Annotated in this window: 15 protein-coding genes, 1 tRNA gene and 1 pseudogene; 8 read left to right on the top strand and 9 right to left on the bottom strand. The window is 46.5% G+C overall.

The window, feature by feature from the left end; translation table 11 throughout:
* From ACZOTW_RS03075 to ACZOTW_RS03065, 3 genes and pseudogenes are all read right to left on the bottom strand, one after another.
* Positions 1-405 (bottom strand): AAA family ATPase (locus ACZOTW_RS03075; protein WP_483997451.1); only part of this gene is annotated, 405 nt, incomplete at its 3' end.
* A gap of 514 nt (positions 406-919) precedes the next feature.
* Entirely contained in the window at positions 920-1,852 is a 933-nt protein-coding gene (locus ACZOTW_RS03070) for a hypothetical protein (protein ID WP_483997450.1), read from the bottom strand.
* Positions 1,853-1,943: 91 nt separating this feature from the next.
* Positions 1,944-2,162, bottom strand: a pseudogene (locus tag ACZOTW_RS03065) (cell filamentation protein Fic); the annotation flags it as partial.
* 287 nt (positions 2,163-2,449) lie between these two features.
* On the opposite strand from ACZOTW_RS03065, the gene ACZOTW_RS03060 reads away from it, so the two are divergent.
* From ACZOTW_RS03060 to ACZOTW_RS03045, 4 genes are all read left to right on the top strand, one after another.
* Positions 2,450-3,328 carry a hypothetical protein gene (locus ACZOTW_RS03060; RefSeq protein WP_428037583.1) on the top strand — a complete coding sequence of 293 codons (879 nt, stop codon included), beginning with the start codon at positions 2,450-2,452 and terminating at the stop codon, positions 3,326-3,328.
* Between the two features lie 69 nt (positions 3,329-3,397).
* Positions 3,398-4,276, top strand: coding sequence for a hypothetical protein (locus ACZOTW_RS03055; RefSeq protein WP_483997449.1), 879 nt, complete (start codon positions 3,398-3,400; stop codon positions 4,274-4,276).
* A 36-nt stretch (positions 4,277-4,312) separates the two neighbouring features.
* A complete protein-coding gene (locus ACZOTW_RS03050; RefSeq protein ID WP_177748142.1) occupies positions 4,313-4,810 on the top strand; it encodes a DNA-deoxyinosine glycosylase in 498 nt (165 codons plus the stop codon).
* Positions 4,811-4,927: 117 nt separating this feature from the next.
* Positions 4,928-5,170, top strand: a complete 243-nt coding sequence (locus ACZOTW_RS03045; RefSeq protein WP_483997448.1) for a virulence RhuM family protein — start codon at positions 4,928-4,930, stop codon at positions 5,168-5,170.
* A 366-nt stretch (positions 5,171-5,536) separates the two neighbouring features.
* Here the strand turns inward: ACZOTW_RS03045 and ACZOTW_RS03040 are convergent, their stop codons facing one another.
* Both ACZOTW_RS03040 and ACZOTW_RS03035 read right to left on the bottom strand, forming a co-directional pair.
* A complete protein-coding gene (locus tag ACZOTW_RS03040; protein ID WP_483997447.1) occupies positions 5,537-7,831 on the bottom strand; it encodes a hypothetical protein in 2,295 nt (764 codons plus the stop codon).
* Positions 7,832-8,039: 208 nt separating this feature from the next.
* Positions 8,040-8,111, bottom strand: a tRNA-Arg gene (locus ACZOTW_RS03035).
* A 166-nt stretch (positions 8,112-8,277) separates the two neighbouring features.
* Between ACZOTW_RS03035 and ACZOTW_RS03030 the strand changes: the two genes are divergently transcribed.
* The 3 genes from ACZOTW_RS03030 to ACZOTW_RS03020 are packed head-to-tail and all read left to right on the top strand — an operon-like array spanning position 8,278 to position 10,280.
* Positions 8,278-8,424, top strand: coding sequence for a hypothetical protein (locus ACZOTW_RS03030; RefSeq protein WP_177748153.1), 147 nt, complete (start codon positions 8,278-8,280; stop codon positions 8,422-8,424).
* Positions 8,417-9,112: a hypothetical protein gene (locus ACZOTW_RS03025; RefSeq protein WP_483997446.1), complete on the top strand. Its 696-nt coding sequence runs from the start codon at positions 8,417-8,419 to the stop codon at positions 9,110-9,112. The genes ACZOTW_RS03030 and ACZOTW_RS03025 overlap by 8 nt, the downstream gene beginning before the upstream one ends.
* A gap of 1 nt (position 9,113) precedes the next feature.
* A complete protein-coding gene (locus ACZOTW_RS03020; protein WP_483997445.1) occupies positions 9,114-10,280 on the top strand; it encodes a tetratricopeptide repeat protein in 1,167 nt (388 codons plus the stop codon).
* A gap of 62 nt (positions 10,281-10,342) precedes the next feature.
* Here ACZOTW_RS03020 and ACZOTW_RS03015 read toward each other — a convergent pair whose 3' ends face one another.
* Complete coding sequence (locus tag ACZOTW_RS03015) at positions 10,343-10,978, bottom strand: redox-sensing transcriptional repressor Rex (RefSeq protein ID WP_177748163.1); 636 nt, start codon at positions 10,976-10,978, stop codon at positions 10,343-10,345.
* A gap of 191 nt (positions 10,979-11,169) precedes the next feature.
* Between ACZOTW_RS03015 and adhE the strand changes: the two genes are divergently transcribed.
* A complete protein-coding gene (adhE, locus tag ACZOTW_RS03010) occupies positions 11,170-13,815 on the top strand; it encodes a bifunctional acetaldehyde-CoA/alcohol dehydrogenase (protein WP_428042439.1) in 2,646 nt (881 codons plus the stop codon).
* 69 nt (positions 13,816-13,884) lie between these two features.
* On the opposite strand, the gene ACZOTW_RS03005 is transcribed toward adhE, so the two are convergent.
* The 3 genes from ACZOTW_RS03005 to ACZOTW_RS02995 form a co-directional block, all read right to left on the bottom strand.
* Entirely contained in the window at positions 13,885-14,637 is a 753-nt protein-coding gene (locus ACZOTW_RS03005) for a hypothetical protein (RefSeq protein WP_177748169.1), read from the bottom strand.
* Between the two features lie 19 nt (positions 14,638-14,656).
* A complete protein-coding gene (locus ACZOTW_RS03000; RefSeq protein WP_483997444.1) occupies positions 14,657-15,424 on the bottom strand; it encodes a pirin-like C-terminal cupin domain-containing protein in 768 nt (255 codons plus the stop codon).
* Positions 15,425-15,806: 382 nt separating this feature from the next.
* Positions 15,807-19,715: a hypothetical protein gene (locus ACZOTW_RS02995; protein WP_483997443.1), complete on the bottom strand. Its 3,909-nt coding sequence runs from the start codon at positions 19,713-19,715 to the stop codon at positions 15,807-15,809.
* Between the last annotated feature and the right edge of the window lie 17 nt (positions 19,716-19,732).

Genomic DNA, 19,732 nt, shown 5'->3' with positions numbered 1-19,732 from the left:
ATTTAATAGGGCATCAACTTCTTTCGAATCTTTAAAACGAGTTCCAACAAATAAACTTCCCTCGTACATCCCATTAATTTGAATATTACTGGGATTTTGACGCAATCCGCCATAAGCACTATATATTTGATTACGCCAAAAAGTTCTCCCTTGATTTTGTTTAACATACCATTTATCTTTATATTGACCGTCTGAAAAATTTACTTCTGAATCAATCGCATAGTCATTCTCTAACAACGCATGAAGAGCATTCTGTGGACGAATCAATTGAGCAATTGCTTGCAAAATTGTACTTTTTCCACAACCATTACTTCCTACAAACGCATAAATATCATTTTCTAATGGGAAATCCAAATAAAAGTGCCCCACCCCTTTAATTTTTTTTATTTCTATTTCAAGAGACATAATTATTACCTCCCACAAAAATTTTATATTCACTATAGCACATTATAATACATATTCTTAAATACGTAAATTAACAACCGTTCTTCACCAGTTTTTTCCCTGTTTTCTCTTTTAGGGAATTTAGGGTTTGCTCGTCTGGATTGCTCCGACGAGGCATTTTATTGGGATATATCTCCAAAATCCGCAAAACTATCCCAAAATGGGCAAAATTCCCTGTTTTTACCCTGATAAACAGGGAAGGCAGTGTCTAGGTTTTAGAGAGAGGAAACCATCACGCACGGCTGCCCCATTTCTATTTTCCCCGCCCAAGAGACGGGGATTTTTTGTGTTTTGTTGTATCTTTCCTCGTCGAGAAACTTCTTACTTTTTCATCAGTCACCGTCTTAGAGTGCTTTATCTCTTGGCAAAGATACGGATAATTGAGCACTAGTTCTCCGACGGCAAAAATCGCAGGATCCACTTTTTAGAATTAAACAAAGACCATTACTACTCCCGAAACGGGAAACGCCTATCTTTAATCTACTAAAACTTTTTCTTCTAACCCCTGTAACGTACACGTTTGCCATAGCTGCTGTGTAGGAATTTGGCCTGCTGTAATATAGCGAGGTTTACCTAACATTTTTTCAAGTGCTTTGTGAATATCAATAAAGTGTGCCGCCCCCATTTCACTAAATACGACCTGATACTGATTAAGTGCAGCTGCTATGTTTTCCAACATAAACACGCTACGCACATCAGATTGCCCGTGCATAATTTTGTAGAAAGGAGTAACACGCACCCACTCTTTGGGATATACTTCCATTAGATCCATATAAAACGGAATAAAATCCGTTGTATTAAAATCCTTCTGATAGTGTTGGTTAAAATAAGCAAGCAATCCTTCTTCGGTAAATAATTCTCCCCACGCTGGATTGTGTACAGTACGTTTATAATCTTTGATTTCTTGTGCGGCATTGGTTTGTTTTCCCTCGTATTTGGCAAAACCATATGCATTGCGGATGATCCAAAACATTTGGAAGTCATCGTATGAAAATCCGTGCTTTTTAGCATACTTCCATTGGGTTTCTAAATCAGCATCCGTACGAACAAGCGGGATATTGTGTTTTGCACTCCATGCGGCTGTATAAGCATCTTCATGTTCATTGCAATTACCCAGAGGAAAACCCGGCTCCCTTTCAATCAAAGCCACATTCGGGATATATTCACTAAATGCGTACTGTACGGCGGGCAAAGATTGCGGCCCGTGTGAAGCGGCCAGTAGCACAAGTGTTTTTTTACCCTTTTGATAAACAGCCAGAAAAGGCGGCCTTACTTTATCATAAAAGGCACGTGCCTCTTGTGGTGTGGGGTCTACTACTAAACTGGTATCTGCTACAAATGTTGAGGTAAATACAGACACGCACGAGGCACAAAATAATGACAGCAATAAAAGGATATTACGTTTCATGTTTTGGTTACTCCTTAAATGAATTGACATGTAACCCAATTTACGATATTTCCGTGAGGTATGTTAGTGCATAGAGGTATTGTACAATATCCTAATACTTAATCTTAAAATAATCCAGTACCGCTTTCATTTGGTCTTGCGCTGATAAACAGGTATCTATTAAACGTTCGTGGTTATGGGGCCACTCGTTAAGACCTTTATAATAGAACATCTTTATATTGTCTGTAATGATAAACGGCACAATGTTATTACGCAGACACTCTTTGAATAAGATAAGCCGCCCGATACGCCCGTTCCCGTCTTGGAAAGGTTGGTATTCAACACCATTTTCCAACACTTTTACTTCTATTGGTGTTACCTCGGTAGGTTTTAGTGATAATACTACCCGGCGCAGGTAAGCGGTTATCGCGTGGCCGGGCAGACACTTTTTAACGGTATTTCTGCAACAGCAATGAACGGACAAACCTGGTACGCTCGTAAATCTTCCGGAGCAAAACTGTCCGCTCCCCGACTACAAGTGTTTTAGTTATAGGACCCACCGCGTGGATAGGCCCTTTGACCCTGTTTTTGTTCCCTTGTTTTCTATATAATATATATATGAAAAAATTAACTGTTTTTTTGATTTTTGTTTTATCCGCTTGCACGGCAAATCTGGCGTTTGCCCAAGGTAAGTTGGTTGAAGGCGCCGCCAAGGCTAGTGCAAAGGCGGGCGAAGTCGCGGTCAGTTCCGCCGCCAAGGCTGGACGAGCGGTTACCAGCGGAGTAGCCAATGCTATGCCGAAAGTGATGCTCCAACAGGCGAAACTGGCGCAGATTACCGAACAAATTAAAATTTCTACGCCCACGCCCGCACAGACTTCCAAGGCAACGACGTCCCGATTGTCCAGCATTACTGGCACTTTAAAACGCTTAATGGGCAGAACCCCAGCCGTCCAGTTGCCGCCACAAGTTTTGCACACAGATTTATCGTTAGAAATTAATGATTTCTCGGCCTACAAAACCGATTTAAAAACTCTCCCCGCCGAAACCCCGTGGAAAGAAACTCCGCAGGATATGTACCGCGCGTTAAGTTTGCCCGCAGACGGAGCGGCCTTGCGCAACATTATGGAAAACGGACTTCTGTTAAAAGATGTGGGCCAGTTCAGCAACAACCGAACAATGTCTTATGCCAGTGGAGACCCGCGTATGGTCAGAACGGTTTCTTCTATGAGATTTAACTCTTTGGCCAGCAATCCGAACACCGCTGTTTATTATGCCAAACAGCACCACAGCAAAGACATTATCGTCGTGCTTCGCGTACAAGGGTTGCCAGAACACGGAAATATCATACACGTGGGAAGAGATATCCCGGCAGAAAATATTAAAGAAGTTATCGCCGCTTTAAAAATCGGGGCCAGAACCGTATGGTGCCGGATAAAAGCAGAAGAGGACGGCTTTACTCTTAACCCATATCTGTTTGATGTTTCCGGATTATAGGTCCAAAGACCTATGGTTTTTTAGCCGAGGAGCCTTATACTATAAGTAATCCCGAGTAAGGAGTTTTTTATGAAACGCACCCTATTTCTTTTGCCTATTATTGCCGCATTGCTTTTATCTGCGCCACTTCAAGCGCAAAACTTGGTAAAGGCAAGCAAAGGGGCAGAAAAAGCCACCTCTACCGTCCTAAAAGCCGGTGAGGCGGGGGCTAAATCCGCGGGCAAAGCCGCAGCCGCCGCAAGCACGGTATCCTTTTCCACGCGCTTGGCCCAGCAGTTCCCAGGCGTGGTGGTAAAAGCCTATGAATTAAAAGGGCTTTCTCATCAGCAAGCCTTGCGCAAAGCCGTGGAATTGGGCGCTAACAAAGCCCAACCCGCTTGGCCCAAATTGCAAACCGACGGATCTATTCACACGCAAACATTTAAAGATTTGACATTGGACGGGTACAAGGGTGCCATTCCCGCGCTGCCGCACCCGAACCGCAATATTTATTTGCACCGCGGTATGGGGCTGACGGAAGAAGGCTTGGTAAAGGTATTACAAAAGGGCGTCCTTTTGGAAGATGCCGGTGGGGCTTCTGACTGGTATAACACCGCTTTGGCGATGGGCGGCCTTGCCTCGCCGGGGATGTCCCAATCGCTATTAGATAAAATGTCCGAAGCCAAAGCCATTAACTTTACGATTGATGCGCAGGAAGCCGCGCACTATGCCCAAAATAACAGTTTTAAAGAAGGCAAAGTGCCTGTGGTGGTAACTACGCACGGTATGCGCGACAAGGACCCGGTGTCCGGCTATTACACGTTTAAAGAAGACATCAAACCCGAACAATTTACAGCGGTAGCGGTCTTGCTCAAAGGGCCTATGGGTTTTCCGCTTTGGTTCCGCGCCAGCCTAGGCCAAGACGGCAAAACGCTTGTCTTAACGCCCTATCAAGTAACAAAAGAATAACTTTTGCCCGGGGTTTTTAGAAGCCCCGGGAATTTTATGCTTTACAGTTTTCCCCCTCTTATTAATTCCAAAACCCGCGTACTGGTGGTTGGCAGTATGCCGGGAGCGGCCTCTTTAAAAGCGCAGGAATATTACGCTTACAAATACAACCAATTTTGGAGAATTATTTTTGACCTGTTCGCCGGCGGGCGCATACCCCAAAACTATGAAGATAAAAAACAAGTGTTGCTCGCTAAAAGCATTGGCCTATGGGATGCCTTGGCCGCCTGCCAACGAGAGGGCAGTTTAGACGGGAATATAACGGAACCCACCCCCAACGATTTTCCCACTTTATTTAAAAAATATCCCAGCGTACACACCCTATTATTTAACGGGCAGGCCGCGCGGAATCATTTTAAACGCGCCTTTGGCGACGGCGGCAAAATTTGCGTACTTCTCCCCTCCACTAGCCCCGCCCATGCTTCGCGCCCTTACGAGGAGAAAAAAATTCTCTGGAAGCAATCCTTTTTGACGGCGTTAAACCGTTCTATGTAGTCCCCACGCTTTTAAATAGGATAATTTTTGACTGATTAAGTTTTTTGCTTTTGGCGAGTTCCTTTTTCCGTACAGTCTTACCGGCTACCTCTTTTTGACCCTCCTCAAACCCGCTAAATGCCGCACCAAGGAAAAAAAGAGACTCTTATTTATCAAGCCAAAGATAGAAAAACCAAACAAAAAGTAACTTTGGCCAATGAAATTGTATGGCTGACCCAAGTTCAACTGGTAGGGTTATTTCAATCAAGCAAATCTAATATTAGTAAGCATATCTTGGAAGAAGGAAATAATCAGTTGTGCGGATTTTCCGAACAACTGCCACTGATAGAAGGGATTATAGTACAAGTTACTACAATTTAGATGTAATCCTAGCCGTAGGTTAATAGGTGCAGGCCGAGCGAGGTACACAATTCCGTATATGGGCTACCCCAAAGAAAGGTGTACACAATATAACACTTTTCGTTATAATATGTACACCTGTTTGGAGATGAACAAAAGTTAAACCGTGCCAAAAAGCGCGTAAATTCAATTTAGTATAGACGGATTTAACTATAAAACTGCCCCGTATTGCGAGCCGTTCGGTACATAAAGCGTAAGAGGGAACCCGCAAGAAAGGGATACCTAACGCGTATGTAACCAACGGCAAGCAATCATAGCAAGGACAGGTCGTTTACAGACAAAACCCCTTTCTAAACCGTTTTTATCACCGCAAACTACCACGGGGGCTTATTTGTGCACAAAAATCACATGATTACAAACATAATTTTTATTGTTTTGATACGTTTTCATCTCTTCATAATGAAAATGTTGGTATGTGGAATTATCTCTAGATACACTCTGTAAATTTTCGTCATACCATCTGCTCCATTCATGGGCCCCATTGCGGTAGAAGGCATTTCTTCCCAAAGAAAGAGGCTTTTCACTCTTTATAAGAATACTAAACTTATCAAAAATTTGATCATATATCCACTGCGCTAGCACTTTATGGAGTCCATCTAGCGTTTTGATAGAAATTTCTGCCTCCGGCACCCACCCTCCATAGAGGGGCCTATAAATGGCTCGCGTATATAACTTGAGGCCGCTAGGCTCTTGAAAGGAGCGGGAAACTTTCCAGGCAGCAGCTAATTCTTTAAAGTCTTTTTGACATTCCGGCGGTGCCTGTATTTTATCAAGATCTACCGCGGCACATTCAGAAAAATCAATTTTGCCTTTAGAGTTTTTGTTTTTCCGTGCGGTTCTTTTGGTTTGCCCCTTACAATAACTCGTTCCGCTCATACATTGGTACAGTTTTTGCAAGCGGACCTTTGAAAGAGTATCCCCGGGATTTGCCACCGCAGATAACTGATTCAACTGCCACGGACTACCCGGCGGGGTATAAGCGTAAACACAAGTAATATTTTTTTTATTTGATGTTCTTGAAACGGACCGGGCATCCTCACCAATCTTAGTATAATAAGCATCCGACCAAACGATGAAATTTTGTACGGCTGCACGCTCGCCCAACTCGTCCAATTCTATATCTTCATAAACTTCCCCTTGCAAAGAAGATGGCGGTAAGGTTTGAGCGAAGCCCTCTTTCACAGGAACACGAATTTTTCCGTTTACGATTGGATACTGATCCGCTTTTGCTTTCAGGTTTTCCGGCACATATGTTTCCGGCACTTCCACATACGTGAGCAACTCCAACTGGTCTTGAAATTGCTTGTAGTACAAGGGAGAAAAGGCATCAGAAACGGTATGAGCAGCGCCAACAATGACCAAGATTCCCCCGCTGACAAGCAGGCTTTCCGGCGCGCTGGCCTTCGCCAAAGAAATAAATTCTTTGCTTTTAATCGTTTTGTCCAACACTATGGAAAGCGCTACCGTAGCATAGGCTTCTTTATTTTTTTCCACAGGAAGAAGCAGTTGGCCTTTCACATACGGGAATACCCGGTTACCCAAGAGTTCAAGCCGTACGGTTTCCTTCGGATTGCCGGTTTTGCCGGTCCGCAAGGCTTCAAGAATAGCAACGGCTTCTTGCGGGTAATAACGGAATTTCCCTTCGTAAAAATCCTTATAATCGTCATTATAGGCATAAGCGGCAGCTACGGTAGCGGCCAAAAAGCGGAATGGCTTGGAATACTTAGGGTTGGTAACATAATCCATCAGTTTGGTTTGCTCGGCAGGGAACAAACTTTCCGCATAATACGCCAACACCAACCGCACAAAGCGGGGCGGTATATAGTTGATATGTTTTTTGTTAAAAGAGGCGTTTTCGGCCATAAAAGTCAACAAGGGTCTAAAATCACGACGCTCTTTTAACATATTGTTTAGAATTTGAACATCAAAAACAAAATCTTTTTCTTCTAATTTAGAATCTTGTTCAAACAAAAATACGCTTTCCAAATGGCTTACATCAAACGCGGGAACAATTCCCCCGTCTTTCCCGTCGGATAAACCCTTCGTCAACTCGCCGGGAGCTCTTTTCTTTCCCCAAAAAGGGTCCACTTCCTTTTGGGCTAACTTTAACTCTACTTTTTTATGCAAGACGTCATCAGTTAATTTACCGAACTTAAACACAGGCTTTTTCCCGACAATTTCCGCTTGGGTGGATCTTACTTCTACCTTTTTTCCTTTTTCAAGGAACATAAAACCATCACTCCGCACCAAACCGTATGTGCCTTTTGCGTCCGCCAACTGCGCAAGACTTTTGTATAAATCCATAAAATGAGGGGATTTTTCTTTTGCTCTATCCCCTGTTAAATAAACATACTGCTCCATAATATTGTAACAGGCGGGAACAAGCACTTTTTTTAATTGTTCTTTCTCGTTTTGACTCAGGTTCCCCCGTTCCACTCGCGTGGCTAATATCCGTACACATTGGGGCCTAAACCATTGGGGACTTTTAGGGTCGGTCAACATAGTCTGAATATTGCAAGACGAATATTCTGCATCCGAGTTTTTTCCGGCAGAATGATTAGACGCATAAGTATTTATGCAGGTAGCAAAAAAAACTACCAGTAAAATAAATAGTTTTTTCATAATAGAGAACTCCTTATTTTTATTGTAATGGTTATAATACAGGATGTCAATAGGAGGGCCACCCGGCCTACCTCTACCACAAACTCGCTTTTTGCGCATTTTATAATATCTACCATTAAAACGGGTTCTATTTTCCCCCCGCATACTACAGGGAAACAAGTTCGCTTGTGCGCACAAAAAAACCACGCTTTCGCGTGGTTTCTAAAAGTGCGCCCAACAGGAATCGAACTTGTATCTTCAGCTCCGCAGGCTGACACTCTATCCATTGAGCTATGGGCGCTTAAATCGGATTTTGTTTCGCGGATTAATTACTACCTAATTATTTTAACATTTTTATTTGCAGTTTTCAACGGGTTTTATAAAAACTTATTTTTCCGTCGTAAATCTATATATTTATTATATCATTTTCTTTTCGCATAAACACTCCAAACTGCTATAATAACAGTATGAACGAAGCAAAAACAGGTACCTATGTGTACGATAAAAAATTAGGAAAAGTCGTAAAAGTATCCGACCGTGTTCCGTCGGTAAAAAAATCCGCAGGCCACATTTGCGGCGGATGCTGTGGCTGTTGCCACGGGAATAATGACTAATTTCCAGCCATCAGTGGGAGCCTTATTTGCACAAGCATTGCAGGGGCTTGCGGATGTTTTGCGCAAAGTTTTTCTGCCACATCTAGCCGCCGGGCTAGGGCTGTTTATTATATCGGTGTACAGCGTTTATTCATTTGTTTTGGCACCTGTGCATTTGCCCCCCTTGGCGGAGTTTATTCTCGTCGGTGCGCTCTTTTTGGGCTACGGTTTAGCCGCCTTTGCTTATTCCTTTATTACCGCGTGCGCGTTTGCCCTGCGCATCGCTTGTGCTACTTGGGAAGAATTTATTGATAATACGCTGGACCAAGTTAAACAAGCCGCCGCCCATAAAATTGACGATATGAACGAAAGCCTCGCGAAGGACCAAGCCAAAGTAATTATATCCGGCAGTGTGCGGGAGGTGTTTGGCGAATTCAACCAAGGGCGCAAAACCTCTTTCGGGCGCGCCTTAACACGGCTTTTGTTAGGGGTAACTTCGCTGGCGATGCGTTCCGTACTTCTTTCCCGCTTGGTCAAAATTTCAGGCCAAACGGTGCAACTGGGTAAATTATTTGCAGGAAGGGCTACCTTGGTGGGCGCGATTTTTCTTAATTTGCGTTTATTTTCCACCTTACTTTTGATATTCTTATATATAGTGGGCATAGTGGCCCTTATACTTAATTTTTTACTTGTGTTTTGGTTAAAATAATATGATTCAAAAATATTTACTGCTACTTCTTTTTTCGTTTATTTCCCTTTCAGCCTCGGCGGAAACGGGCTTACAGTTATTAAACCGCGCCAAACAACAAACGGACCCCGCCGCACAAATTAAACTATTGAATAAGGCCATTTCCAAAGCGCCCAAACTGGCGGATGCCTATCACTACCGCGCCGATGCGTATTTGGCAAGCGGTAAAATCAACCAAGCCTTGGCCGACTATTCCAAAACGGTATCGCTCCGCCCCAAGGACCCTTTCCGCTATTATGCCCGGGGATTGGCCTATATGCAGGCAGGGCGGGCGTCGCTCGCACAAACAGACCTGACGAAAGCCATTTCGTTAAAACCTGCCCACCGGGATTTTTACTTAGCACGCGCTCGGGCCAACACGGCCCTAAACAAGTACGAACTGGCTCTTGCAGATTATAAAAAATATTTGGGCAAGCGCACCCCGTCCGTAGCGCTGGGGCGCGAATTAATCCCTGTGTATTTAGGAGCATACCGCTATCCGGCGGCAGAAAAGTTGATAGCTGCCCAGCAGGCGGCAGGTAACGATTCGGCTGATTTACACTATTGGCAGGGGCGCATTTTTTCCGGACAAGGCCGGTTAGACGAGGCTGTTTCCGCTTACAGCAAGGCAATCAACCGCGACGAAGCCTATGCTTCTGCGTATCGCTACCGGGCAGGAGCATTTAAAGATATGGGTGATTTTGAAGCCTCTCTGGCGGACTATACCACCCTTTTAAAATTACAGCCCGAAGCAATCTTTTTTAACCGCCGGGGGCTTGTCTATGAAGAAATGAAAGATTTTAAACACGCGGCCGAAGATTATTCCCGCGCCATAGAACTTTCGCCCAAATGGGCTATTCCGTACAACAACCGCGGCTTTGTAAAAATGCAACTTAAAGATTGGAACGGTGCCAAAGCGGATTTGGAAACCGCTATCCGTTTGGACGGAACAAGCCCGACCCCGTATGTAAACCTGGCAGGCGTATATTGGATAGCCAAAAAAGACCGCAAAAATATGTTTGATAATTTGGATAAAGCAGTGCGGCGCAACTTTAAAAATTTTGACTCACTTTACGACGAGGACCAAAAGGGCTGGATGTTTAAAAACATTAATAAAACCGCCGAGTTCCGCGCAGTTTTATATAAGTAAGTATTTGACAAACAGCCCCGGGAAAATGCCCGGGGCTGTTTTATCTCCGCTGAAAAACCGGCTTAACGTTTTAACTTGGCGCACAGTTCCGCCAAGCCCGAAGAGATATCCTCCTTTTGCACGATTACCCCCTCCGGCACCGTTAAATTAACGGGTGCAAAATTCCATATGGCTTTAATACCGGCCGCCACCAATGTATCCGTAATGCCTTGGGCAGCCTCGGCAGGAACTGTCAAAATGGCTATCTTTAAATTTTCCCGCTCAATAATACTGGCCAGTTGCGCGGTGTGATACACGCGCACACCGTGCAGGAAATTACCCACTATTTCCGGATGCGTATCAAACGCCGCGACAATTTCAAGGCCGTGGTTTTTAAACCCGGCAAACCCCAACAGAGCCGACCCCAAATGCCCCGCACCCACCAGAAAAGCCTTGTTTAAATTATTCCAGCCTAAAAACTTTTCAATAACCGCTATGGTTCCTGCCACTTTAAACCCCGCACGCAGTTTACTGGGTGCACCGACAGCCTGTAAATCTTTTTTAATAACAATCGGCAACAGTTGCGTTTCCTCTGCCAAAGTGGTGGAAGAAACCAATTCCCGCCCGTAAGTGTGCAAGTTGTAAAAAATTCGCAGGTATTGGGGCAGGCGGCGTATGGTTTGGGCACTAATCTCTTTTTTGCGGTGAAAAAGGCTCATAAATAAAATTTCTCCGTCGTAAGTTACTGGATATCTTGATATCTATGTTATCTTTTTTAAATTGCTTCTGTCAAGCCTTAAAGAAAGCCTTTCTAGAGGTATTATTGACTTTAAATTCCCCAAAAGTTAAAATATAGATAACGAAATATCTATAACAGGTATTTTAAACACTTAAAGGAGAATAAAAAATTATGGCGGAAAAGAAAGTTGCCGCTGCTCCGGCTGTTGCCACTCCCGAAGAAATGGAACATTTGACCCAGGTCGTGGATAAGGTAAAAGCCGCCCAGCGCATTTATGCTACTTATACGCAAGAACAGGTGGACAAGATTTTCCGCGCGGCCGCTATTGCCGCTGCGCAACAACGTATTCCGTTAGCCAAAATGGCTGTGGAAGAAACCGGTATGGGTGTAATGGAAGACAAGGTAATCAAAAACCAATTCGCTTCCGAATACATTTATAACCAATACAAAGATACCAAAACCTGCGGCGTTCTGTCCGACGACGACGCCTTCGGTTACCGCAAAGTGGCGGAACCTATCGGCGTAATTGCCGGTGTCGTTCCCACCACCAACCCGACGGCTACCGCCATTTTTAAAAGTCTTTTGGCTTTAAAAACCCGCAACGGTATCGTTTTTTCTCCGCACCCGCGCGCTAAAAAATGCACCATCGCCGCGGCCAAAATTGTATTAGATGCGGCGGTAGAAGCCGGCGCCCCGAAAGACATCATTGGTTGGATTGAAAACCCGACAATGCCGCTTTCCAACGCTTTAATGCACCACCCGCACATTAACCTGATTCTCGCCACTGGCGGCCCCGGTATGGTAAAAGCCGCGTATTCCTCCGGCAAACCGGCCTTGGGCGTAGGCGCGGGCAACACCCCGGCCGTCATTGATGCCACCGCCAATATCAAAATGGCCGTCAGTTCTATTATTATGAGCAAAACCTTTGATAACGGTATGATTTGCGCCAGCGAACAGTCCGTAGTGGTGGAAGAACCCGTTTACGACCAGGTCAAAGCGGAATTTATCGCCCGCGGCTGCCATTTTGTAACGGGAAAAGACCGCAAAAAATTGGCTGAAACCATTGTGGTAAACGGCAAACTTAACTCCGGCATTGTGGGCCAGTCCGCTATGAAAATCGCCGAAATGGCCGGTATTAAAGTTCCTGCCGGAACCAAAATTTTAATCGCCGAAGCCAACGAAGTAAACGACGAAGAAGTCTTTGCGCGTGAAAAACTCTCCCCGGTGTTGGCCTTCTACCGCGCCAAAGATTTTAACCACGCGGTTGAACTCGCCCGCGATTTGATTCTCTACGGCGGAGCAGGCCACACCTCGGTACTTTATACCGACGAATCCAACGAAGAACACATTGACATCTTTAAGGATATGCCCACTGCCCGCACGCTGATTAATATTCCCTCCTCCCAGGGTGCTATCGGCGACGTGTACAACTTCAAACTCGCTCCGTCTTTGACGTTGGGCTGCGGCTCTTGGGGCGGCAACTCCGTCAGCGAAAACATTGGGGTAAAACATCTTATGAACGTGAAATCCGTCGCGGAACGCCGCGAAAATATGTACTGGTACAAAGTACCGCACAAAATTTATTTTAAACGCGGTGCGCTCTCGCAAGCCTTGGCCGAACTGGCCGGGAAACAACGTGCGTACATCATTACGGATAAAACGATGGAACAGTTGGGCCACGTTCGCGCCGTTGCGGACGTTTTGGAAAGCCTGAACATCAAGTTCCGCGTATTTTCCAACGTACTGCCGGACCCGAACATTGCCAACGTAAACGAAGCCTTGGCTATTGCCAACTCCTGGCAGCCGGACATCATCATCGGCCTCGGCGGCGGTTCCGCTATGGACGAAGCCAAAATGGTATGGCTGCTTTACGAAAACCCGGACACCAGTTTTGAAGATATCGCTATGCGCTTTATGGATATCCGCAAACGCATTTACGCGGCTCCGCCCTTGGGCAAAAAAGCCACGATGGTTGCTATCCCGACCACGTCCGGTACCGGCTCCGAAGTTACGCCGTTTACCATTATTACCGACGAAAAAACCGGCACCAAATACGCTATTACGGACTATGCTTTAACGCCCGATATGGCTATCATTGACCCGGAATTTGTACTCGGTATGCCCAAAAAACTGACGGCTTGGTCCGGCTTGGATGTATTGACTCACGCGATTGAAGCCTACACCTCCGTCTATTCCACGAACTTTACGGAAGGGCAAGCCTTAGAAGCGATGCGCTTGGTATTCAAATATTTGGAAAAATCCTATACCTTGGGTGCCAAAGACGTAAATGCCCGCGAAAAAATGCACTACGCGGCCACCATTGCCGGTATGGCTTTTGCTAACGCGTTCCTGGGTCTGTGCCACTCTATGGCGCATAAATTGGGTGCTATGTACCACGTTCCGCACGGTTTGGCCAACGCGCTCCTGCTCACTTATGTAATTGAGTTCAACGCCACGGATAAACCGACCAAACAGGGATTGTTCCCGCAGTACAAATACCCGTTTGTGAAGGGCCGCTATGCCAAGATTGTGGACTTCTTACTCCCCCATAACAATATGGGTGATGACAAAGATGCCAAAGTGGAAAAATTGATTGAGATGATTACGGACCTCAAAAACAGATTGGATATTCCGAAATCCCTCAAAGAATACGGCATCCCGGAAAAGGAATTCTTGGATAACTTGGATAAACTTTCCGAATTGGCCTTTGACGACCAGTGCACCGGCGGTAACGCGCGCTATCCGCTTATCAGCGAAATTAAGGACTTATACCTGAAAGCGTACTACGGCGAACCCGTCAAACACAAAGCCGACTAATGGCTTAACTGAATTGAAAAACGGCCCCGGGCATTTTTGTCCGGGGCTGTTTTGATATTCCTCTTGCGCCTATAAATACAACAGTTTAAAACCAATACTTATGCTCCAATCTTTCGTTTTCCAATTTCCCGAACCGTGCGTACTGGCATTGGCATAAAAGGCCGTACCGTCATTAACCAATGTACCCACCTCCACCTCGGGGATAAACTCCGCCAGTCCGCTGTGTTCATAGTCCATATAATAATACAGGTTTGTCAGCACCCACCACTCATTAGGCGAGGTGTAGCCCACGTTCAGGCGCACACGGCCCATATTGATATCGTCGCGTGCGTGGTCCCCCACCACAGAAATATAATACTTATATCCCAAGGCCGCATAAGCACCGTCAAAAAATTTACGCAAAATAAACACGGACGGGCTGGCCTGCAACTTACCTGTCCCCAAGCGTTTATCGGTAGCCGTGGGCACAAACATTTCCATTTTTACGCCATATCCAAACTCGCCGTCCGCCTGCGGATTCAGCCACGACATACTGACAAGCGCATCACCCAAACCGCTAACCGATTTTTCCGGTGATTCATAACGCGCAAGCGGTACTTCCACTCCCCAGTTATACCGCGGGTTAATCACACGGTATGTCTTTAAGGTAACTTGGCTGGACGAAATACCTGCGCTGTCGTCAATGGTGGTAAGCGAGGGATTAACTTCAAAAGTAGTAATATTTTCCGTCGGCACCACGCCATAATGATAAGAGCGTTGGATTTGAGCCGCCGCCGGGCCTGCAAGTAACGCACAGCATAACACAAGTATCCATTTTTTCATATATATTTTCTCCCTCCTTTTACTTTAATGGTATTTTATTAAAATTCAAGTTCTTTGTCTTTTCCGCAGAGGCAGAAAGGAGTAAAAAACGGGCTCCCGTCTGCAAGGTGTAGGCCGTTACTGTTCCGCCGTACATATGCAAAAAAGAATCCTTGCCAAAAAATAGGTCTTCCCCTTCGCCAAAATGCGCCCGCCCGCCAAACACATATACCAAGGTATTATTTTCGGGCGGAACCGGATAAGTAAACGCGGCACCTGGAGACAAGGTAATATCCAACATTAAACTTTCCCCACACGAGGGATTAAAAGGCCCGGTTTTGCCCTCAAAACTACCGCAGAACACGCGGACATCTGCTCCGTGGTATCCAACCACCAAAGGCACATTTTCGCTCTCTGTCTGCAAGTTTTGCGGCTTTTTGGATATATCAGCGGAGGCAAGCCACAGTTCCGCATTTAAAACATAAACGGTTTTGGCCGGGGTACGGCGTGTAAGCCCGCCTATGGTATTTATCCAGCGGGAAACACCCCCTTGGCTGGCTAATTCGTCTAGCAGTTCGGCTTCTTCGCTTGGCCCGGTTACCAAATAGTTTAAACGGTCCATACCCGCTACCGCTGAGGGCGGCAAGATATCGGACCGCTCAAAATCTGGACTGCAATAGCAAACGGCAAACCAACAAAACGGTTGCATAGCCCCGGCATTACGGCGGTCAATCAGACGGCGGATAACCAAACAAGGCCCGACAGGGGCTTTTTTCCACATTGTTTTCGTTTTTAGCGCAGTTGTCATTTTGTCCTCCCATAAACAAACAGACCGGGTATCTACTCATATTCTACCCGAACTGGGGACATTTTAAACGCTTGGAAATGGGTTAGTTGCCCTGCGGGCGGCTACTCTATGCGCCAGGCGGCGATTATTTGCCCACACTCTCTTTTAGTATTATTGCACTCCTCTAAAACAGCCTTGCGGGCGGCTACTCTATACGCTAGGCAGTGATTGACGGATCCCCGACAGAAACACTCGGGGATGACAACAAACGGCAACAGAAACAACATATCCAAGACCACTCCGCGCCGGTTGACTTTCCAAGATAACGAAAAAAAGGACAAAGAAAAAACCCCGGGAGGTTTTATCCCCCCGGGGTAATACAACTTTAAAACAACTGCTTATTCTACATCAGGTGGTCCACATCAATTGTTTCATTTGAATCATAGGTGCTAGTAGTAGATTCACCAGCCACGCCATAATATGAACCACATTTATTATTGTTGCTGTTGCTCGGTTTTGCATTTTTCCCATTAATGCACAATGCACCAATGTAGAGCAAAGCATCTTCTACGTTCATTTCCCCGTCTCCCAAACCGCACGGGTCATTCGGGCTTTCGTTAAACAAGTGCATATACTTCGATAAATATGCCCTGCGGTTCAAGGCATCAATCGTCTTGTTGGAACTAGCAGCCAATTCCTGCTTCGTTACGGATTCCCTGCGTTGGAAACCAACTGCTTCCGCAATGGCGTGCAGAGGATAGGCTTTGGGGTCATTAGCATTAGTTACCCAACCACCACGCTCCAAAGCAGACAGATATCCATCTCGGCCCGTTTGCCCGATAAACGGAACATCTGCTTTATCGCCCGTGCTCATTTCGTTCCAGTTGTAGCGGCCATAATGGTACGGTCTTACGCTAGCCATAGCCGTAACGGTATGACCATTACCCTGCTTTACAGCACCGCAACCCAAGAAACGTCTATCGGCAATAATCAATCTTTTAATTTGCGCATCAGACATATTGGCTAAGTCATGGTTCTTGGAGTTCTGCAACGTAAGCGGAGCCGGGAAATACGAGGAGTCCGCACTCGTGTAAGCAGCAAACGCACCGAACGTATTTCTCCACGGAGCGCGCAATTTCAGCATTTGCGGGTCATAGGAGTTATACCCAATGGTTTTACCCAAAGAACAAACAACTTCCAGCGGAACCTTTGCATTTTTATCTTGTGCATAGGCTACCGTCATAGCGTCCACCAACTGCGGCACACTTACTTTGCCGGAGTGTACGAACTTGGTATTCGCCGCCGTAAACGCCGGCGAAGCGTTCGTGCTGGCAATTACGCTGTTAATATAATCAGCCGCCACATCCTGCTGTAACAAGGGGGCAGCACCACCACCGCGGGCTACACCAACAGCCAAACACTCCTTGCTATTAAGCGTTTCATTGAACGGCTTGGCGCCACCTTTACCGTTTACGGAAAGCGTCGGAATTTGAAGCAAGCCCGTGCGTTCTTGGTATTTAGTGGGAATACCTTTGGTTCCGTTCATATTATCCGCAAACTGCAAGATTTTTTCTTGCGGATCGTTCCCGCTAGGTTTCACGTCCTTCTGCGGCGGCACAGGGTCCTGATCTTTATCACCGCCCAACTCCACCGGGAAGCCGATGTAATTGTTTCCGCCGTCGTCATACACGCAGGTAGCGGTGCTGACTACACGGCCCGGGCGGTCTTGGCCCAAAATAGCCGTAACTTTGCCTTTCTCGTCGCGTTCTTTGATTACACCATTTTGGCAGCCGCCTTTATTAATGCTTTCGCCGTCCACGGACAGGCTGTCGCACTGGCGGATTTCCCAAGTGATAATCGTACGGTTGGACGGGTTCGTTCTATCCGAACCGCGCAACTTTTTGATATTGGCGGAGTTCGCAATTACTTGGTAACCCGTGGCCAAATTCTGGGCATTGCGTTCCTTACCCAACGAGTTGGTTACAAAACCGGAGCCCGTCATTTGCTCGCTCCACGAACCTTTGTACGGTTTGATATCCATATGCGGAATATCATAATACTGGCCGTGTGCAATATTCGTAGAGGTGGTAATCGCGGACGCCACATCGTTATCTTCGCCCTGAATCATATACGAAATCAGGAAGCGGGATTTCATAGCGTTGTAAGCCTCGTCACCCGCCATACCGTTGGTAAACGTCAAGTGAGCGTACGGCATACCGTTAATCTTAGCGCCCTGGTTGGAAACCGTGGCGTGGTTTTCGCAAGTGATACGCACCAACGGATACGGACAGCGCGCACCCGTTACAAAGCCTTTGCCCTGTTTGGCACCTTTGGTGGAAACAGACAAAGAATCTTTGGCGTTGGTGTCGCCCGCATCTTTCATAATACCGCCTTTACGCAATACACCCAAGAATTTGGTGTATTTAATAGGCGTTTCCAAAGCCGCTACCTCTTCGGGGGAAACATCACCACCAGAATCAGCCGTGGCCGTGCCCGAGGAAGCCTTGGTAGGCGCGGGGGTATTTTTGCTACCAGCATCAGCCGTAGCCGTGCCCGAGGAAGGCTTGGTAGGCGCGGGTTTATCTTTTCTAATCTTTTTATTTTTAATAGCAACGCTTTCCACGAACAACGGCACAAAGTCTTTGCGTTTCGTCATTGCCGAGATGTTGCTGTTAAATGTAGTACCTCTATCAATGTAACCCACCACCAATTCTTGCGCTTGTTTGGTAGGCGTCATTTTATAGTATTTAGACAACATATCCGTAGGAATACCTACCACATAGTGGAACACGGTCCATTTGCCGGCATCTTTGGTGCTGTCAAAGTCGGCGGTATAGATACCGTCTTTGGCAAAGGTGTTGCAGTCGCCTGCTTCGGCAAAGGTCCCTTTGTTTTTACCAAAGAGTTTGCTCCACATTTTGCCAAACGCGCCGCCCAAGCCATTGCTCAGGCAGTCAATACGCTGGCTGAAAAATCCCAAACTTTCACTGTTTTGGTTGCCACCGCTCCACGGGTCCTTTTGACCGTCATCACCCTTGTAGTTAAACAAGCCATGGCAAGCATCTTTGCCAAATTCACCAAAACTGCGGCATCTTTCGCATTTTGCCCAACTTTCGGCAGTATATTTACCGCATTTGTCGGCATTACCAGCACCCTTAGCGGCACCAAACACTTTACCCATAGCACCGTCTTCGTCGCCGGTAACTAAACAGTTAAACGCACCAGCCAACCAGGTCTTTAACAGGTTATCTTTCCACTTAATCCAGTCCCATTTGCGGTTAAATTCGGCTTCCCATTCTTTCTGGGCGCGGGTTTTCATCATATCCCACCACCAGGGTTCTTTGCCGTTATAGGTGAATTTACGGTCCAAATTGCCTTTACCGCCGCCGGGGCCAAAATTGCCGCCGCCCAAACCGCCGATTTTGCCGGGTTGGACAGGCTTCATCTGCGCGTCCATTAATGCCTGCATAGCATTGGCTTTGGACATAGCATCCTTAGAGCGTCTGGCTTCGGCCGCAGACCCATTACCAAAAGAGGTTCTGGACGGTTTGCCCGCCGCCTGCAAGGGCTGCAAGGAAACCGGCTTAGGGCTGTTGCGCGGACCAGAGGCACCCACTTTGCGGGCAGCCGTTTTCATACCGCCGCCCCACATACCTACACCCAATCTGCTACCGCCGCGGGAGGTTAAGCCAGCGGAAGAAAGCGGATTGATTTTGGTAGCCGCACGGCGGAAAGCCGCACGCGTGGCAGGAGCCGCGGCACGTTTATAAATGTTAGTATTATTCTCTTCCACTTCCGTACTGGTAGAGGATTCTTGCGAAGCGTCGTACCCGTCGTGGGAAGGAATATAATCATTGGTTACTTCGTCCGTAGCGGAAGTATCATCGCCCATTTTAATCAAACTAAGCGAATCGCGCCCCGCAAACTGGGCGATTTGACCGTCCGGGTTGCCCGTGGCGGTATCAAAGCCGTACCGTTCGGGGTCAAACACGGATTCCTCACTCCCGGGAGTAACCATAGGTTCTTCGCTCACTTGTCCGCTGTACTTATACAAGAACGGCAGTAACAAGAGCGCCACCAAAGCGGCGATGAAGAACGGCGCGTCCCGTCTGGTTCTCTCAAAGAGAGTTTGTCTGGGTTTGCCGTCGCTCCCGATTTTGGAGGAAACACGATTAGCAAAAGATTTAGAACCCATAGGCTTGCTGTTCTTAATCTTATCGCTAAAGGTAAAACTGTCTTTATTATCCTTTTTGGCATCAGACGCGCCTAAAAAGGGGAATAAAGACTTCTTTTTATCTTTTTCCTCTGGCATAAGTGCCTCCTATTAAA

The organism is Candidatus Avelusimicrobium sp. (assembly GCF_056976295.1).
This window is presented reverse-complemented; position numbering and strand designations above follow the sequence as displayed.

Bases quoted from the DNA above. Each gene is read 5' to 3' on its own strand.
- ACZOTW_RS03070 (WP_483997450.1), bottom strand. From the start codon at position 1,852: ATGAAACGTAATATCCTTTTATTGCTGTCATTATTTTGTGCCTCGTGC.
- ACZOTW_RS03060 (WP_428037583.1), top strand. From the start codon at position 2,450: ATGAAAAAATTAACTGTTTTTTTGATTTTTGTTTTATCCGCTTGCACG.
- ACZOTW_RS03055 (WP_483997449.1), top strand. From the start codon at position 3,398: ATGAAACGCACCCTATTTCTTTTGCCTATTATTGCCGCATTGCTTTTA.
- ACZOTW_RS03050 (WP_177748142.1), top strand. From the start codon at position 4,313: ATGCTTTACAGTTTTCCCCCTCTTATTAATTCCAAAACCCGCGTACTG.
- ACZOTW_RS03045 (WP_483997448.1), top strand. From the start codon at position 4,928: ATGCCGCACCAAGGAAAAAAAGAGACTCTTATTTATCAAGCCAAAGAT.
- ACZOTW_RS03040 (WP_483997447.1), bottom strand. From the start codon at position 7,831: ATGAAAAAACTATTTATTTTACTGGTAGTTTTTTTTGCTACCTGCATA.
- ACZOTW_RS03030 (WP_177748153.1), top strand. From the start codon at position 8,278: ATGAACGAAGCAAAAACAGGTACCTATGTGTACGATAAAAAATTAGGA.
- ACZOTW_RS03025 (WP_483997446.1), top strand. From the start codon at position 8,417: ATGACTAATTTCCAGCCATCAGTGGGAGCCTTATTTGCACAAGCATTG.
- ACZOTW_RS03020 (WP_483997445.1), top strand. From the start codon at position 9,114: ATGATTCAAAAATATTTACTGCTACTTCTTTTTTCGTTTATTTCCCTT.
- ACZOTW_RS03015 (WP_177748163.1), bottom strand. From the start codon at position 10,978: ATGAGCCTTTTTCACCGCAAAAAAGAGATTAGTGCCCAAACCATACGC.
- adhE (WP_428042439.1), top strand. From the start codon at position 11,170: ATGGCGGAAAAGAAAGTTGCCGCTGCTCCGGCTGTTGCCACTCCCGAA.
- ACZOTW_RS03005 (WP_177748169.1), bottom strand. From the start codon at position 14,637: ATGAAAAAATGGATACTTGTGTTATGCTGTGCGTTACTTGCAGGCCCG.
- ACZOTW_RS03000 (WP_483997444.1), bottom strand. From the start codon at position 15,424: ATGACAACTGCGCTAAAAACGAAAACAATGTGGAAAAAAGCCCCTGTC.
- ACZOTW_RS02995 (WP_483997443.1), bottom strand. From the start codon at position 19,715: ATGCCAGAGGAAAAAGATAAAAAGAAGTCTTTATTCCCCTTTTTAGGC.